Origin of the sequence: Paenibacillus sp. PK3_47, assembly GCF_023520895.1 — a bacterium.
Lineage (GTDB): Bacteria > Bacillota > Bacilli > Paenibacillales > Paenibacillaceae > Paenibacillus_AQ.
Genome location: NZ_CP026029.1, coordinates 1,695,945 through 1,712,837 on the forward strand (window position 1 = coordinate 1,695,945; position 16,893 = coordinate 1,712,837).

Sequence of the window (16,893 nt, forward strand, 5' to 3'; positions counted from 1 at the left end):
GAACATGCGGCGCATACTGCAACAATTTTCAAATCTAAGCATACGGAAAAAGCTGTTTATCTCGTATTTTCTGCTCCTGGCTATTTCCTCTGCCCTGTTCATTTCCGTGAATTCGTACATCACCTCAAGGGATACCGAGAAACAATCCAGGTATTCACTGGAAGCCATGCTGCAGCAGTCCAGCTCCTTTCTGAATTACAAGACAAGCTCCGTCCGGAATGTTGTTGATGTTATGGTGCTGCACGATACGATTCAGACGCTTGTCAAAAAGTCTGCGGCAGAGTACAGAGATAATATTGGTAACTGGCTGCTGGACGAATATTTTTTTAACCAGCTCATTTATAATGTGCAGACCAATCCGGATATTCAGAACATCGGGCTGTATATGTACGAAGGGATGGCAGCCGTTCAGGCTTCCGACCAGTTTCTGCTGCTGGAATCTGCTAAAAATGAACCTTGGATGAAGCGGATTGCTGAAGAAAACTCTTCTTTTCTTTGGCTCCCGCCCGGAATGGTTAATACGAAGCAGCGGAACACCGTCACATTTATCCGCAAAGTGACCGATCCGCTGGAAACCGGCGATTTTGCCGGACTGCTGCGTGCGGAAATGCCCAAGGCTGTACTGGAGCAAATTCTGGATCAGTCCCTGTTCACCCCCTCCAGCGCCGCACTGCTGATTAACAGTCACCAGGAGCTGATCGCCAGTTCGACCAAAACACAAGTGAAGCACCCGGAATCCATCATGGAGGCTCTTCAAACGCAAAACAGCTTAGGTGTACAACAGGTGGATTCGCTTACGCTGAACGGTGAAAAAACGCTATTGGCTTCCATTTCTGTTGACAATACGGACTGGAGATTCGTTCTCGTGGTACCGCACAAGGATATCGCAGCCATCTCGACGAAGGCACGGAATCAGCTGCTGCTCATTTTTGTAGCGGTCGCTGTACTGACACTTCCTATGGCATATTACGTTTCTTCTTCAGGCACACTCCGAATCCGCAGACTTAGTACAACGATGCGCAAGGTCGGTGTCGATGATTTCAAAACTAAACTTGACCCTAAAAACGACGATGAGATCGGGGAACTGATAAAAACCTTCAACCGGATGCTGTACCGCATCGAGGATCTGGCCTCAGATAAGTATCAATTGGGATTGGATGTCAAAAATATGGAACTGCGTGCCCTTCAGGCTCAGATCAATCCGCATTTTTTATACAACACACTTGATATGGTTAACTGGCTGGCCATGAAGTATAATGCTGAAGATATCCAAACGCTAATTACATCTCTCTCTGATTTCTACAAGATCAGCCTAAGCAACGGGGAGGATATTATTCCAATCCGTGCGGAAATTGAACATATCCGTGCCTATGTGCTCATTCAGAATATGCGTTTCCGGAACCGGATTGAGCTGATCATCGAAGTGCCGGAGGATGTCCTTATAGCCTCTACACTCAAATTAGTGCTGCAGCCGTTAGTCGAAAATGCAATTCTGCATGGAATTATGGAAAAGGATCATCCTTATGGTACTATCCGTATTCACGGTTATAAAGACGGCTCCGGAATCCGGCTAATTGTTGAGGATGATGGTGTCGGAATGGATCATAAGACCGTCCAAAGTATTATGAACGGTACGCTGGAGAGGCACAATGGCGGCTATGGAATGAGGAACATTCACCACCGTCTGGAGATCATGTTCGGATTCCCTTACGGTCTAAAAGTCGAGAGCCGCTTAGGAACCGGAACAACAATAACACTGCTGCTGCCTTTGGATGGGTCTTGAAGTAAACCAATATAGAGAGGCTTTTGCTTATGAATATATTAATTTTGGGTGCTACCGGACGGGTTGGGAGCCATATAACGGCCCATGCTCTTCATGATGGACATCATGTGACGGTATTAGTCCGCAACCCGGAGAAAATCCAGCGAATGAATCAAAACCTGACTGTGATACAAGGCAATGTCTTGAATAAAGCAGATATCACCCGTGCAGTACATGGAAATGATGTAGTTATTAGTGCGCTAAGTACCGATGGGACAACAACGCTATCGGATAGCATGCCTTTAATCATCGAAGCGATGTATAACGAAGGTATAAAGCGTATCTTAACTATAGGTACTGCCGGAATTCTGCAAAGTGAAAGCTCCCCCCATCTGTTACGGTATCAATCCAGCGAATCCAAACGCAGGTTAACCCGTGCAGCAGAAGAACATCATCAGGTCTATCAATTGCTGCAAAAATCGACTCTTGATTGGACGATCATATGTCCTACCTTTTTGAGTAATGGAGAACGTTTGGGGAACTATCGTGTGGAGCGGAATGTTTTGCCTGAAGGGGGGGCTGAAATATCTGTGCCGGATACAGCAGAATTCACCTATAACCAAATAAGGGACAGACATTTTATCAAATCACGTGTGGGGATTGCTTACTAATTTTTCTTTATGTATAACTGCCGTTTATAAAAAAGAGCGCCCAGTCCTGTTGAGGGCTCTGGCGCTCTTTTAAAGAGATCTAGAGGTTACGTCTCTTTGTTGGACTAACTTTTCCGTTAGCGCAATCAATCACTCGATCTCACCCATACATTAAGCGAACCTACAGTTGTCCATCCCGATTGAAGTGCTGCTGTAAGACCATCACCTCGTTCGTATCCCACCATGGGTAACCCCGGGAAATCAAATGACACTATTTTATCAATGTCAGACCACACATTATCGCTGTTAACACTTGAAAATACGTTGGATATTCCCACAGCATCTGCACCTAAGCTGGCTATAAATCCGGCCATTTCACCCTTCTTCTTATTTAAATAAATTTTCACATCAGGGCGCTCTAAAAGTTCGGGTCTAATCACATTTTCGGATCCATGGACGGATGTCCAATCTGCTAGATCTTTTTCCGCTGTGACATGGCACCATCCCGCTTGAACGGGCTCCAAGTTAGCTGCCGGCGCATGATAGATCCATTCGGCTGTAAATAACCTTTTAAAATCAAAAGGTGACAACTCGAGATTAGCAAAACTATCTTTGATGGAGGATATATCTTTATTACCAATGATGTCCATTACCTCATTCATAGTTACACACCTATTTGCTGTAATTATGTCCGGGTAAAACGTCGGCGCTTTCGATGTTGTCCTCCAAATATGTTTACTTGAAGTTGCAGTAACACCGTGCGTCTCGCATACTATTCCGCACCAAGCTATATTATTGAATACGGCTGTAACAACCTTTTCACTCATGATCGATTCCCCCGCCTTTGTGGAACTCCGACATTCTTATTCCTAATATAATTCATTCCTGTACGTCCGTCATTGGTTGATTGATCTGATTGTATTTTCAGTTGGCTTAATGGTTAATGGAACCTAAGCTCATAAGTCTGTTCAATGAGACGCTTCCCCCAGGATTCAACTTCATGTTCAGATTTCTTTTTAAAACCTGCTTTTTCATACATGCCAATAGCCGTATTCTGATCTCCGGTCGTGTCCAAAAAAATAAACTTAAAGCCTCTATCTTTGCAATAAAGGATCGCCTCTTGTAAAAGCGATCCTTGTCCGGGCTGTAATTTTGAAGAAATTCGTAAAACGTCTTACAGACATATCCTTCAAAATGATGATTATATCCGCACTCCTCTGCATAAATCCATCCGTGCATATGAATGAGCATCCCTACATCTCCCGGTCTCAACTCATTTCGGATACTTATACTGCGTTTTGTAGGCTTGTCCGATAGCTCCCTCTCAATAGTGGTCATGCTTCTGGCAATGCTCATTTGGCTTACGTATGGCAATCCAAGGATCAAATTGCGTATTTGTTCTTCAGACAAGGTGTCCATTTTGGACAAGGCCTCTTCTCCGAGACTAGATAAAAACAATAACGACGATCTCCCATCCTTCTCGGATTGAACCCGGTAAGTTAAACCCAGTTTATCGAAACGTTTAAGAATCCGGCTTAAATAACCTGCATCAATACTAAGATGTTCGATGAGCATTTTGGCTGTGCAATGCTTCGTATTTCCGATCTCATATAGAACCCGCGCTTCCGATAGTGAAAAATTGCTGTCGAGCAAATGTTTATCAAACCTAGAACTTTTGTGTATAACCGATTGAATTTCCGAATAACCGGCACTAAAGATGTGTCCAACTCCATAAGGGACTTCCAGGCATAATAAATAATATATTTGACTTAGTCAATTAAAATAGCATGGAATGAATGTGCATTATATAGCAAAATGCCCATCAGGTTCCTGCCTGGCGGGCTATCTTATGCTACAATAAATTTTTTTCAAAACAAATAGCCTCAGTCCGGCCAATATATCTTCCATAGTTAGGGATACAGTAATATCCTTTACTTCCATAAAATTGAATAGCTTTCTTGTTAATCTTTCGGGTTTCTAGCCTAATAATAGAGTAATTTAAGTTAATGGCTTCTTTTTCTAAATAATTCAAAATTGACGAACCTACGCCCATTCTACTTTTTCTGGAGTACATTCTTTTAATTTCAGCGGTGGTTTCGTTTAATGGACATAATGCACCACAACCTAATGGCTGCCCTTGGTAACGGCAAATCGCAAATATAGAACGCGGGTTGCTCATATCATCTAAGTTAAAGGAAGTTTCCCCTGTTTCACCAGTCATTTCCTCGTATTTCCCCTTAAATTCTTCCTGTTTGAAGTGCTACAGCCCAATCTGTTCTTCCATTTTTTTCACTTTGCAGGATAGCCGCATCTCGATTATAAGGTATAGATATTTGTTCTATCATCCAGTCGTCTTCTATTTTTGTTACAATTGTATACTTTGCATGATGCGATCCAGACTCCATTTTATGATATATTGGCAATTCATCCGCATAAGCAGGTAGTCCAACGCTGCCCGGATTAATAACAATTTTATTATTCGGCAAATATACAACTCTTGGGATATGAGAATGCGCACAAAAAACAACGTTTTGCGTAATTCCTTTAATCAACCCTAATATATCTTCTGTCTTCTTAAAACTAGAGCCATTTGGACTCATTTCCTCTAATAAATGACTTTCGTCACTAGTGGGGGTACCATGACAAAAATAAAAATCTTCAGTTTGCAAAGAAAATGGTATAGCAGAAATCCAATTCTTCTGCTCATCATCCAATAAATCTTGGCAATATTTTATTGTTGGATTATCGGTATTGATCTCTAATAAAATTCTATCGCCATTACCAATAGTACCGCTTGCAATGCATCTACATTTCCATGAATATCAGATAGGATAGCCGTCTTCATTACCAATGATTTATCGCATTTTTGCATATTGTTTAACTCCTTACACATATAATCCCGAATTTGAATACGCCAGTCTTAATGAATCGAATGTGCTTTGCTTCACACATGTTATTAATTTTAGTAATTGTTATTCCGCTGTATGAAAAAGTTCAACGACGTCCGGAAGCGAGGCCATAGGTAAGTCGAGCTCCTGTGCGGGAACGATGAATCCCCAGAAGTGAACTCAAATAAATAAGCGGCGACGATAAATAATATTGCGACGTTGGTATATGCACTACGGTAAGAGCTGGCCTGCATAACTGGCAGTGTCTCGAATCCTTCTTCTGTTTACAGGTATGTTGGCATCGGCTCAGACGGTACTGCCCATCACATGGTTCCGAATACATTTTTAAAACAGAAGCCCACCAGCTGAGCCAATGGGCAGTATACTTATTATGAATTTTGTGCATAAAAAAAGCCACTCCATTGAGCGACTATCACGGTTTGAGTTTGGTAATTGCTTCTAGAATGTTCTCCTTAAGGTACAAATGATTTACAGGTAAAACAACATCCTTAGTATCAGAAACTAAAACTCCTTGCGCACGCGCTTGTTTCTCTACAGCTTCAGCATATGACATACTGTTATCTTCGACATTTACTAGAATGTTATGAACGTCCCAAAGATCGAGGACTAGTATATGGTTTGATTGCTCCATAGCAAACAGCTCCTTTCGCATTTTCTCTATTGTGTCATATGGTGTCACTTTATGCTATGCAATAATTAACAAAAAACCTTCAGTTGGCTTCTTCCGTAGGCAACAGACAGCTCGAGTAATTTTTTCTGAACTCCTTTGGAAACATTGGTTGTACTTATGTGCGAAACTCTACATAAAGTGTAAAGCGGTCTGTGCTCAGTGACCCGAACCTTGATAATAAATATTATCTGGTATACTTATACTCAGTTAATAAATAAAAGGATGTGATAGAGAGTATGTTGAACCCGATTGCTTTTTCACTTGGACCGGTTAAGGTACATTGGTACGGCATCATTATTGGAATAGGTGCCCTTTTGGGCTTAATGCTCGCCATTCGAGAAGGAAAGCGATTTTTAATTGGTGCAATAATTGCAGCAGTAATCTATACACGACGGAAAGGATATAGTTTTTGGAGGATTGCCGACATTTGTGCACCAGGATTAATTACGGGACAAATGATTGGACGCTGGGGTAACTTTGTAAATCAAGAAGCTCATGGTGGTCCTGTCTCTGAGAATTTTCTGAGCAGTAGCTTGCATCTTCCTAAATTTATAGTTAATCAGATGTACATAGATGGTCAGTATTATCATCCAACATATTTGTATGAGTCAGTCTGGAGTCTACTCGGGCTTTTCCTGTTATTCTTCCTTCGGCGAAGAACTTTCTTAAAATCAGGTGAGCTCTTCATGAGCTATTTAGTATGGTATTCACTAGGACGTTTCTTCGTGGAGGGCGTGCGTACAGACAGTTTATCCTTTGCTGGACCGCAGTGGCTTGCCTCCTTATTAAGAACCATATGGAATCCGGTTAAGTTCCTGGGTTGGGGAACAATGCAGACCGGTGAAAATATCCGAACTTCCCAGGTTTTAGCTATCTATATCATCTTATCTGCAGTTGCTTTCATTATCGTTCGGCACATTCATGGACGACCTACAATACAATATTATTCGGATATGAAAGTCAGCAATCGTTAATAACACTAAGACACATTCAAATATTCCAGTTTAGAAAACCTTTTAATACAGCAGTCCAAATAGAAACTGTACGGCTTTTAATATTTCAATTTCATAATAATATAAACAGCGGTAAGTCCTGGACAAGAAACACAAATCCAGACTGCCGCTGTTTATTATTACACTGAGTAATATTTAGCCTTCACAAGTGGAATGTCCCTCCTGCTATTAGAACCTAGCCATTGGCAATGCTCTTCTCCGTTATTAAATAAATGCTATAACTTCACATTATGCTTGTCTACAGAAATCGTACAAATCGTATTTCATCCTATAAGCCCCCTAATACCCTATAGGTAAATTATGTCCTAAGCCTATTAAAATACAATTTGACATGTACCTATCTATATCGTATTATTCTAATATATTAATATTGCGATATCGGAAAGGTGATCATGATATGAACGATACTGATTTTAATAGTACTAATTCTAAACTGTTCGACGAACATGCTAATTTGTTAAAAGCTCTGTCTCATCCGATTCGCCTATGCATTGTTCGCGGGCTCATGCGTAAAAAGAAATGTAACGTTTCCTATATGCAAGAATGTCTGGACCTTCCGCAATCTACGGTATCCCAGCACCTGCAGAAGCTTCGCAGTGCTGGGATAGTCGCGACGGAGCGCAACGGCCTGGAAGTTAATTATGTAATAGCTGATCAACGGATTGAAGGAATTATAACTATTTTATTTGGAGAGGAAGACTTAAACCATGAGTAAGAAAGTACTGATTGTCGGCGGGGTAGCTGGTGGTGCATCAGCAGCAGCACGTCTGCGCCGACTGGATGAGCATGCAGAAATAATTATATTTGAAAAAGGGCCTTATATTTCTTTTGCCAACTGTGGCTTACCCTATTATATTGGCGGCTCGATCGCTGACCGCGAACGCCTGCTGGTTCAAACACCTCAAGGCATGGCCGACCGTTTTCGGATCGATGTGCGTACGAAGAGTGAGGTTATTGCCATCGATTCGCATAAGCGTACGGTTCTGGTACAAAGCCATGAGCGCGGGCAATATGAAGAAAGCTATGACAAGCTGATTCTGTCTCCAGGTGCCCGTCCAGTTATTCCTGATATCCCCGGGAAAGATCATCCGCATATTTATACTGTCCGGAATATACCTGACATTGACCGTATTAAGCAGCAGGTAAACACAGATAACAAACAATCTGCAATTGTTATAGGTGGTGGATTTATCGGTGTTGAAATGGCAGAGAATCTGAAGGAAGCCGGGCTTGATGTCACACTGATTGAGGGAAATGAACAGCTGTTAGCTCCTTTTGATGCTGAAATCGCCGCGGCACTGGCACAGGAAATGGAACAGCATGGCGTAAAGCTGCTGTTTTCACAGCGTGTTCAGGGCTTCCGTTCCATTGAGCATGGCATTGGTGTAGAGCTTGCGGGCGGCAATGTTCTTGCTGCAAATATGGTTATTCTCGCGATCGGGGTCACTCCGGATACTTCTTTTCTAAATAATAGCGGTATTGCCCTCGGTGCGCGTGGACACATCATCGTGAATGAAGCACTGGAAAGTAATATCGCAGACATATATGCTGTGGGTGATGCTATCGAGGTTAAGGATTACATTCATGGCACTCAAACAGCAGTTCCGCTTGCAGGCCCTGCAAATAAACAAGGCCGAATCGTTGCAGACCGGATTGCAGGACTGAATTCTACCTATAAGGGAACTCAAGGTACATCCATCATTAAAGTGTTTGGCATGACCGGAGCTTCTACCGGCAGTAATGAGAAAACACTAAGACGTCTTGGTACCGAGTATCGTTCTGTTATCGTTCACCCCGGCAGTCATGCATCCTATTATCCGGGAGCAAGCGCGATTACTCTTAAACTCCTGTTTACTCCAGATGGTAAAATCCTAGGCGCCCAAGCAGTCGGGTACGATGGTGTGGACAAACGGATTGATGACATCGCCACCGCCATTCATTTTGAAGGGTATATCAACGATCTGACAGAGCTTGAGTTGAGTTACGCACCGCCTTATTCCTCGGCCAAAGATCCGGTAAATATGGCCGGTTACGCAGCAGAAAATATTATAGCCGGACGTGTACAATCTTTTACGTATGATCAGCTTAGCTTACGCGAGCCACAACGGTCTATGCTAGTAGATGTACGTAGTGAGATGGAGCACCTTAATGGGCATATTCCTGGTTCGCTATCCATTCCGGTCGATGAGCTACGGCAGCGGCTAAATGAATTGGATTCCTCTAAGGAAATTTGGGTGTACTGCCAAGTTGGTTTACGGGGATATACGGCTTCACAAATTTTGCGTCAACATGGTTTTAACGTTAAAAATCTCAGCGGAGGCTATAAAACTTACCGTCAGGCACAATACAAGCCCGCTCCATTGTCTGAACGAAACGATGGCCACAATGGTGATCGAAACCATAGGGAGCTGACTCCTGAGTTGCAAAGAACGGTTGAACAGCCGAATGCACAGTTCTCTGACCAACCGCTGCAAATCGAAAACGAATTGAATGTATGCGGCTTAAGCTGTCCCGGACCGCTATTACAAGTCAAACAGACAATGGATCAGCTTGCCGAGGGGCAGATTCTCCGTGTAAAAGCTTCAGATCCGGGATTTTATGAAGATGTGAAAGCATGGGCAACCATGTCTGGCTCCCCGCTCCTGCAATTGGAAAGAGGCAAAGGCGGTATTATCGAGGCGGTGATTGCCAAGCAAACAAGCTCAACTCCATACTCTTCAGTTGAAACCTCTAACCCTGAACCTGCCAGCACTATGGTCGTCTTCAGTGGTGATCTGGATAAAGCGATCGCATCCTTTATTATTGCAAATGGCGCGGCTGCAAGCGGACGCAAAGTAACGATGTTTTTTACATTCTGGGGTCTGAATGTTATCCGCAAGCATCAGCCACAGAAGCTATCTAAAACCATGATCGGCCGTATGTTTGACATGATGCTGCCACGCGGCAGCCGCAAGCTGGGCTTATCCAGAATGAACATGCTAGGTGCCGGACCGAAGCTTATCCGAAGCATTATGGGGAGCAACAATGTGGCTTCTCTGGAAGAACTCATGCAGAGCGCAATTACTCAGGGCGTAGAAATCGTCGCCTGTCAGATGTCAATGGATTTAATGGGTATCCAGCGTGAGGAACTAATGGATGGGGTCAAAATTGGCGGTGTCGGCTATTATCTGGGACAAGCAGCTGAAGCAAATCATAACCTATTTGTTTAGAATTTCAATCGTAAACCTAGGAGAACAAATAATTCACAGTAAAAAGGTCCCTTCCGGTCAGGAACGGGCCTTTTTACTTTAATCATTCTGTATATTAACCCAGTTTTTATTTTTAATAAAAACCCGTTTGACATTCACAATAACTAATATTACAATTCCACTATTCAATTAATAAATTGAATATAGGATGAGGTGATAAAACTAATGAATATGAATCGAGCTTGGAAAGAACGGCTGTATCAAGAATTTGCACGCGTTGGAAAAAGTCTTTCCAGCCCAAAACGATTGGAAATCCTTGATTTATTGAGCCAAGGTCCTAAGTCAGTAGAGCTTTTATCCAAAAGCTCCGGTATGAGCGTTGCGAATGTTTCACAGCATTTACAAACCCTTTATGAAGCGAAATTAGTGAGATTTACGAAAAAGGGCACATTTGTAATTTATCAACTTGCCGACCCTGCAGTTGCTGAATTTATGTTGTCATTGTACAGCTTTTCTGAAAAAAAACTTGTAGAAATCCAGAGCATTAGATCAGAGATTACAAATAATTATGAAGATATGCAGCCTGTTTCTTTGGAGGTGTTGATGGATCGTATGGAGAAAGGTGAAGTCCTATTACTGGACGTTAGGCCGAGGGAAGAATACGATGCAGATCATATACCTGGAGCGATTTCCATTCCTATCGAAGAGTTGGAGAGTCAAATATCCGAATTGCCCTATAGCTTGGATATAGTTGCATATTGTCGCGGTCCCTATTGCTTCATGTCGTTTCAAGCCGTAGAAATATTAAAAACAAAAGGCTTACATGCTTTCCGTTTGGATGAAGGTGTTTTGGAATGGCGTCAATTTACTGAACGACGCAGTTTCGGCTGCCCAGATAATTATAGTCAGGAGACACAATGAAAACCAAAAACAGTTTTAATTCACCTAAGAATCAACAACCATTATGGTTAAACAGCTATATTAATTCACCAGAAAAACATAAGCAATTACAACGCCGGACGCTGCTGACCGTTGTTCTTTCACAAATATTCGGCGGGGCAGGACTTGCGGCCGGTGTAACAGTCGGTGCACTGCTAGCGCAAGAAATGCTCGGCACAGACAGCTATGCCGGTGTTCCTACAGCTCTATTCACATTGGGTTCTGCTGGTGCAGCTTTATTGGTTGGTTGGCTTTCTCAGCGTCATGGTCGGCGCCTGGGTCTTGCAACCGGTTTTTTGAGCGGCGGCATTGGTGCCGTTGGGGTAGTCCTTGCAGCAGACCTAAATAATATTGTTCTTCTCTTCCTTTCTCTACTCGTCTATGGTGCAGGTACTGCAACAAATTTACAGGCACGTTACGCAGGGACGGACCTTGCCAGCCCGGCTAAGCGAGCGACTGCGGTTAGTATTGCAATGGTATCCACTACTCTTGGTGCTGTTGCAGGTCCTAATCTCGTTGAACCTATGGGCCAGTTTGCCAAGGCAATTGGAGTCCCGGCTCTGGCAGGCCCTTTTATTCTTGGAGCGGTTGCTTACATCCTTGCCGGCTTAGTGCTTTTAGTTTTTCTTCGTCCTGACCCGCTCCTCGTTGCTAGTGCAATTGCAGCTACACAAAAAAGTAATGATGCAACTCTCTCCAATAACCGTCAGGATAACTTAGCAAAGAACCAGCGTGGGGTAATTGTCGGAGCAACTGTCATGATTCTAACACAAATAGTTATGACTTCTATTATGACAATGACGCCTGTACATATGAGACATCATGGGCACGGTTTAAGCCAGGTTGGTCTTGTAATTGGATTCCATATTGGGGCTATGTATCTTCCTTCTTTGATCACGGGGATTCTAGTAGATAAGATTGGGCGAACTGCAATAGCCGTTGCAGCTGGAACTACGCTTCTTGCTGCAGGTATTCTTTCCGCTGTTGCTTCCACTGATTCTGTGACAATGCTAATTATTGCGCTTGCACTGCTTGGCTTAGGATGGAATTTTGGCCTGATTAGCGGTACAGCAATCATTGTCGACTCTACAAATTCTGCCAACCGTGCAAAGATTCAAGGCTCTATAGATGTCCTGATTGCTCTGGCTGGTGCCTTGGGAGGCGTGTTGTCCGGTATGATTGTAGATCATTTCAGCTTTGCAACGCTATCCTATGCGGGGGCTCTTCTTGCCCTGCATCTTATACCTGTTATTTTGTGGTCCCGAAGCAATCGTAATCAGGCTACCCAATAATTCGGTTGACTTAAACTCACATCAAACTAGAAGCCTCACTTCAATGGCGAAGTGAGGCTTCTAGTTTGATAATTTGATACTTAACGGGTTACGTTGTTTAACCTCTTGTACGGATATGCTCAAGGTATAATTTCCGTAATAAAGAATTTGTTCAAGAAAGAGATTTAAATTTTCCTGGGAAGTTACGTTTATTTTTAAATGGTAGCATCCTCCCCCCGATATACGGTGAGCTTCCACCACTTCGTCCCGTTCATTAATAAAACGTAAAAATGAATTGTGGTTAGCTTCATTCATAGTGATAGTGAGAAACCCCGTATAAGCAAACCCTAGTTTGATCTCATCTATAATAATGGAGTAGGCTTTAATTACACCGTTATCCTCAAGTTTTTTTATACGTTTTCCTACTGCTTGCCCCGTCAAATGAATTTGATGCCCTAATTCCTTCCATTGAATACGTGAATTTTCGGTTAGCAGCCGAAGGATGAGAATATCAATGTCGTCAATTTCCATACTCAATTCCTTTCCTCTTGAATTTGTGCACGCAGATGTATCTGTATAGATATATTATCGCCTATTTTGAAACGAATAATAACCTAAGCTACAACTTGCTTTTTATTTACAGTATTCTGAGCTATAATTGTTATTTTTCGAGAGGTTACGAACATTTATAGATAGATAACACCTTCTAATGGCATACAAGTTCTGGAACCCACGACGTGCCAAAATCCGTGCAGCTTTCTTTCTCTGAAACCAGCTGCGGGCAAAAATAATCACCTCATCATTTGGTGCAAAACTTTTGCTCCATAGGAACGGTAATCTGCCAGTAGATATATTTATCGATCCGGGAATATGCCGAATCGAATATTCACTTGCATCTCTAACGTCCAGTATCTTTACATTTACCCAACGTTCACGAAATAGATCCCACTCCTCACTTCTAATAAAAGTGAGTGCTCGCAGAGGCCACAACTGGATTAACAACCACAAACCAGAGAGTGCCGTCAAACTATATACCAGTGTCATATGGAAGCTCCTTCTGTTGACTCTAATACATAACCTTGAAACAAATGAAGTCGGAGTTTAGCCTTCCTGAGTGTATGCCTCATAAAGCTGATCCAACTTTCGTTTTAATTCCTCAAACCGGACAAACCGATCTTCCCTCAAATACTCTTTTTGTTCGATAAACACGAGCATCATTGGAGCACTTAAGATCATAAAGTGTCCCGCAACTTCTTCGACTGTGCTGGCATCGATATGCCCTAAACAGATAAGTGGGTAATGAGACAAAAACTCTTTGAGTTTAGGTAGTAAAGCATGGCAAATACTGCAATTTGGCTTGGATATATATAAGAAACTCAGCTCATGCCGTTGAAGAAAAACCTCGACTTCCTGAATGGAAGTCAGCTCATATACTTCTTTCATAGCTTGACAGCTCCAGTCTTCGTATTAAATTCGTTCTTTTTTATTTTGGCCCAATTCAATTGGACGTAACGTACAATATGCAAATGTAGATATTAATAAAGCAACAATAAAACAACCAGAATCAATAGAAAAAAAGATATGAGAGCCATCCCCACTGCTGTAAACCAAATTATAGTTTTAGGTGATTGGAATGTTTCCTGGTTAATTCCTCTCTGTTTCTTCCGATAATTCACAGTTGCCATATAAATGATAATGCATCCGATGATTACTGCTCCAATTCCAACCAGTGCAGCAATCGTATGCCCATAGTGCTCAAAAGTTGCAGTGCGAAAAACGACTCCCGCTGCTAAAAATCCCAATCCAATAATCGTGATTGACGTTCGTATCCATGCAAGAAAAGTGCGCTCATTAGCGAGATGTTGCTGAACATATTTATAATCGTTATGTTTTTGCTCCATTCCTCAAACCATCCCCCTCTAAATTAGCAGTTAACTCTTCGTGTATGATTACCCTAAATAATCTGATGATATTCTTGCTTCTATAACAAGGTTTCCTTCTCTTTAATACATCCAAACGCGACAATCCCAATTCCAACAACGATCGGTACGAAGATTCCTGAAATAACAAGCCATAAAAAACAACTCTAAAATGAGTTGTTCTCAATAATCATGATTACTTTATTAAAGAGCCCGACCAGGAGCCAAGCCCGCCATTAAGATGTGAAATCTCCGAGAAACCATTCTTCAGTAATATTTTTGCGGCACTCTTGCTCCTCATACCGCTTTTGCAATAGAGCAGCAGTTCCCGCTCCTTTGGGATCTCGCCAAGCCGGCGGCTTAATTCGGACAAAGGGATATTCTTGGCTCCTTCAATAGATACTAAGAATCACTTTTCTTATGAGACTCTGCCCAATATATTTGGACTTCTGAAAGTCCATAAGCTTTCATTGTGTAGACGAGCAGCAATTTCATACGCTCTCTTTCTTCTGCCTCTGTCTCCATCTTCGAACTAAGTGTAACCAAGCAAACGTCGCGATTAAAGGATACTCGTTCAAATGAACAATCTACCGGAAAAGGGTTGAAAAATCCTTCAGGCCGACTGGCCAACAATTGCTGAATCACAGTTATTCTGGGTGCCTTAATGGAAGTCTTGTTTATTACATTAGTTTCTATAGGGACAGCAATATCATTTCTGTATAAAAAGATGGTATAAGTTTCAGTACTCATCCGGTTGGCTTCCTGCGGAATTTTTTACTCAGCAACCCCTTTTTTAACTGATTAGTCAAACGCCGTACATCTTCTATTTCTTTGAAGCCTTCTATCCGATACAACTCCATGCTGTCGCCATCTAAGAAGATTGTGGTCGGGTTTACCTTAATTCGGTACCGGTTAGTTGTTTCGGGATCAACATCTACATAGATCACATCAAAAGTAATACCATATTCGTTTTCAGAGGCAAGCCATTCTTCTAAGACTGTTTTCATGGAGCGGCCCATCGGACAAGCAGATAAGGTAAATAAGAGTATTTTATCTATCGTTTGACGCATGTTTAACACTCCCTGCTTTAATCCAATTCGGATAAATATTTTTCCATGATTTCATAGCTGATCGCTCCTTGGAATTTTTCCCGGATCACTCCGTTAGCATCCAATAAATAGGTTGTGGGATACGCCATAATTTCATAGGTCTGCATAACATCTCCATCCTTGTCCATAACGATGGGAAATGTGAGTTGCTGCTCATTCACAAATTCATCAACAGCATCTGGATTTTCTTCGGTAAGTGTCATGTTAACTCCTAATATTACAACATCCTTTGTTTGATAATCGTTATAAATATTCTGCATATGCGGCATCTCTACCTTACATGGTGGACACCATGTAGCCCAAAAGTTAACCAATACTCTCTTGCCCTCAAAATCAGACAGCTGAACCTGATTCCCCTGTAAGTCTGTAAGAGCAAAGTCTGGTGCCTGTTGCCCCTTCTGAATACCTGTCTTTATTTCCCCGCTATTAGACCTTGCCATTTGTGATGTTCCTGGAAGGGATTTTTGATAGTATTCGTATCCGCCATAAACGATAAGTCCTATCAATACAAAAATTGCAATTATATTTTTTCTCAACGAATACCTCACCACCGTTAAAAATTGATATCCCAAAAGGTAAATTGGGCTAGCCATGCACTGATTCTCTGCAGTTGGCCAGTAAATAACAGCAGACCCAACCCGATAAGCAGCCAACCATTCAATTTTGACAAAAGTGGAACCCATTTATTGATTTTTTTCAATAACTGTAGAGAATATGTTAATAACCATGAAATTAGCAAAAAGGGTACTCCCATTCCGAGCGAATAGATGGAGAGTAATCCAACCCCATTCCATAGCGTTTCACTGGAACCGGCCAGAAACAAAATAGCTGACAACGCAAAACCTACACAAGGGCTCCATCCTGCACCAAAAGCCACACCGGTAAGCAGCGAGCGGATAACCCCCCGGCCCCTGTCCGTCTTGATTTCCCATGTCTTTTCGGACATTAACAAACGCAAATTGAGAATTCCAGCCATCTGTAAACCAAAAATTATAATAAGCAATCCGCTTAATTTTTGGATCAGCTCGCGCTCCTTAGCAAAAAGATGGCCTACAAAGCTTGCAGAAGCCCCCATCACAATAAAGACAAGGCTAAAACCTGCAATAAAAAAGAATGACAGCATAAACATTTTTCCACGATGTACAACCAGCTTGCCATTCTCAACGGAAGAACCGGTTAAGTGAGAAATGTAAGCGGGAAGGAGCGGGAAGATACACGGGGATAAAAATGACAGAACCCCTGCAGCAAAGGCTGAAAAAAGGCTAAGGTTATCCATTTGTTCCCCCTCTCTGCAGTTTATCGCTCAACCAGCCCGTTCCGGCCAAAGCTGCGGCGGCAAAAACGAAAAACACCTGCTGCTTATTAAAGGATACTACCCAGGCATGCCGCTCGGGAATGAAAAACCAAAGTACGATATGTCCGATACAGAACCAGAAAGCATAATTGAATCTCGCAGAATATAT

Annotated in this window: 21 protein-coding genes and 1 pseudogene; 7 read left to right on the forward strand and 15 right to left on the reverse strand. The window is 42.3% G+C overall.

All coding sequences use genetic code 11. From position 1 onward, the window contains the following. Positions 1-4 precede the first annotated feature (4 nt). The gene (locus C2I18_RS07575) at positions 5-1,783 is read left to right on the forward strand and encodes a cache domain-containing sensor histidine kinase (RefSeq protein WP_249900648.1); all 1,779 of its coding nucleotides are present in this window, start codon (positions 5-7) and stop codon (positions 1,781-1,783) included. Positions 1,784-1,812: 29 nt separating this feature from the next. Next, positions 1,813-2,433 (forward strand): NAD(P)-dependent oxidoreductase, encoded by a 621-nt coding sequence (locus C2I18_RS07580; RefSeq protein WP_249900649.1) that lies wholly within the window; start codon positions 1,813-1,815, stop codon positions 2,431-2,433. Between the two features lie 125 nt (positions 2,434-2,558). Here the strand turns inward: C2I18_RS07580 and C2I18_RS07585 are convergent, their stop codons facing one another. From C2I18_RS07585 to C2I18_RS07610, 6 genes and pseudogenes are all read right to left on the reverse strand, one after another. Then, positions 2,559-3,239, reverse strand: a complete 681-nt coding sequence (locus C2I18_RS07585; RefSeq protein ID WP_249900650.1) for a hypothetical protein — start codon at positions 3,237-3,239, stop codon at positions 2,559-2,561. Positions 3,240-3,345: 106 nt separating this feature from the next. Then, the gene (locus tag C2I18_RS07590) at positions 3,346-3,840 is read right to left on the reverse strand and encodes a hypothetical protein (RefSeq protein WP_249902327.1); all 495 of its coding nucleotides are present in this window, start codon (positions 3,838-3,840) and stop codon (positions 3,346-3,348) included. Positions 3,841-3,936: 96 nt separating this feature from the next. Beyond that, positions 3,937-4,065, reverse strand: a pseudogene (locus C2I18_RS29715) (MarR family transcriptional regulator); the annotation flags it as partial. Between the two features lie 199 nt (positions 4,066-4,264). Next, positions 4,265-4,633, reverse strand: a complete 369-nt coding sequence (locus tag C2I18_RS07600) for a GNAT family N-acetyltransferase (protein ID WP_249900651.1) — start codon at positions 4,631-4,633, stop codon at positions 4,265-4,267. Between the two features lie 16 nt (positions 4,634-4,649). Next, positions 4,650-5,126, reverse strand: coding sequence for a metallophosphoesterase family protein (locus tag C2I18_RS07605; protein ID WP_481857893.1), 477 nt, complete (start codon positions 5,124-5,126; stop codon positions 4,650-4,652). 607 nt (positions 5,127-5,733) lie between these two features. After that, positions 5,734-5,952 (reverse strand): hypothetical protein, encoded by a 219-nt coding sequence (locus C2I18_RS07610; RefSeq protein ID WP_249900652.1) that lies wholly within the window; start codon positions 5,950-5,952, stop codon positions 5,734-5,736. 275 nt (positions 5,953-6,227) lie between these two features. Here C2I18_RS07610 and lgt point away from each other — a divergent pair, with 275 nt between their 5' ends. From lgt to C2I18_RS07635, 5 genes are all read left to right on the forward strand, one after another. Further along, on the forward strand, positions 6,228-6,965 hold the full coding sequence (gene lgt, locus C2I18_RS07615; protein WP_249900653.1) for a prolipoprotein diacylglyceryl transferase: 738 nt from the start codon (positions 6,228-6,230) through the stop codon (positions 6,963-6,965). Between the two features lie 436 nt (positions 6,966-7,401). After that, positions 7,402-7,719, forward strand: a complete 318-nt coding sequence (locus C2I18_RS07620) for an ArsR/SmtB family transcription factor (protein WP_249900654.1) — start codon at positions 7,402-7,404, stop codon at positions 7,717-7,719. Further along, the gene (locus C2I18_RS07625) at positions 7,712-10,213 is read left to right on the forward strand and encodes an FAD-dependent oxidoreductase (protein WP_249900655.1); all 2,502 of its coding nucleotides are present in this window, start codon (positions 7,712-7,714) and stop codon (positions 10,211-10,213) included. Before C2I18_RS07620 ends, C2I18_RS07625 begins: the two co-directional genes overlap by 8 nt. A 204-nt stretch (positions 10,214-10,417) precedes the next feature. Continuing rightward, positions 10,418-11,113: an ArsR/SmtB family transcription factor gene (locus C2I18_RS07630; protein ID WP_249900656.1), complete on the forward strand. Its 696-nt coding sequence runs from the start codon at positions 10,418-10,420 to the stop codon at positions 11,111-11,113. Further along, the gene (locus C2I18_RS07635) at positions 11,110-12,423 is read left to right on the forward strand and encodes an MFS transporter (RefSeq protein ID WP_249900657.1); all 1,314 of its coding nucleotides are present in this window, start codon (positions 11,110-11,112) and stop codon (positions 12,421-12,423) included. The genes C2I18_RS07630 and C2I18_RS07635 overlap by 4 nt, the downstream gene beginning before the upstream one ends. Positions 12,424-12,483: 60 nt before the next feature. On the opposite strand, the gene C2I18_RS07640 is transcribed toward C2I18_RS07635, so the two are convergent. The 9 genes from C2I18_RS07640 to C2I18_RS07675 form a co-directional block, all read right to left on the reverse strand. Further along, the gene (locus C2I18_RS07640; RefSeq protein WP_249902038.1) at positions 12,484-12,933 is read right to left on the reverse strand and encodes an Lrp/AsnC family transcriptional regulator; all 450 of its coding nucleotides are present in this window, start codon (positions 12,931-12,933) and stop codon (positions 12,484-12,486) included. 102 nt (positions 12,934-13,035) lie between these two features. Continuing rightward, a complete protein-coding gene (locus C2I18_RS29805; RefSeq protein ID WP_481857894.1) occupies positions 13,036-13,446 on the reverse strand; it encodes a rhodanese-like domain-containing protein in 411 nt (136 codons plus the stop codon). 57 nt (positions 13,447-13,503) lie between these two features. Next, the gene (locus C2I18_RS07645) at positions 13,504-13,845 is read right to left on the reverse strand and encodes a thioredoxin family protein (protein WP_249900658.1); all 342 of its coding nucleotides are present in this window, start codon (positions 13,843-13,845) and stop codon (positions 13,504-13,506) included. 92 nt (positions 13,846-13,937) lie between these two features. Beyond that, positions 13,938-14,303 carry a YidH family protein gene (locus tag C2I18_RS07650; RefSeq protein WP_249900659.1) on the reverse strand — a complete coding sequence of 122 codons (366 nt, stop codon included), beginning with the start codon at positions 14,301-14,303 and terminating at the stop codon, positions 13,938-13,940. A gap of 214 nt (positions 14,304-14,517) precedes the next feature. After that, positions 14,518-14,694: a rhodanese-like domain-containing protein gene (locus C2I18_RS07655; RefSeq protein WP_249900660.1), complete on the reverse strand. Its 177-nt coding sequence runs from the start codon at positions 14,692-14,694 to the stop codon at positions 14,518-14,520. A 29-nt stretch (positions 14,695-14,723) separates the two neighbouring features. Further along, the gene (locus C2I18_RS07660) at positions 14,724-15,071 is read right to left on the reverse strand and encodes a GerMN domain-containing protein (protein ID WP_249900661.1); all 348 of its coding nucleotides are present in this window, start codon (positions 15,069-15,071) and stop codon (positions 14,724-14,726) included. Then, the gene (locus C2I18_RS07665; RefSeq protein ID WP_249900662.1) at positions 15,068-15,391 is read right to left on the reverse strand and encodes a thioredoxin family protein; all 324 of its coding nucleotides are present in this window, start codon (positions 15,389-15,391) and stop codon (positions 15,068-15,070) included. The genes C2I18_RS07660 and C2I18_RS07665 overlap by 4 nt, the downstream gene beginning before the upstream one ends. A 17-nt stretch (positions 15,392-15,408) precedes the next feature. Beyond that, positions 15,409-16,002 (reverse strand): TlpA family protein disulfide reductase, encoded by a 594-nt coding sequence (locus C2I18_RS07670; RefSeq protein WP_249900663.1) that lies wholly within the window; start codon positions 16,000-16,002, stop codon positions 15,409-15,411. Then, positions 15,984-16,706 (reverse strand): cytochrome c biogenesis CcdA family protein, encoded by a 723-nt coding sequence (locus tag C2I18_RS07675; RefSeq protein WP_249900664.1) that lies wholly within the window; start codon positions 16,704-16,706, stop codon positions 15,984-15,986. The genes C2I18_RS07670 and C2I18_RS07675 overlap by 19 nt, the downstream gene beginning before the upstream one ends. Positions 16,707-16,893 lie beyond the last annotated feature (187 nt).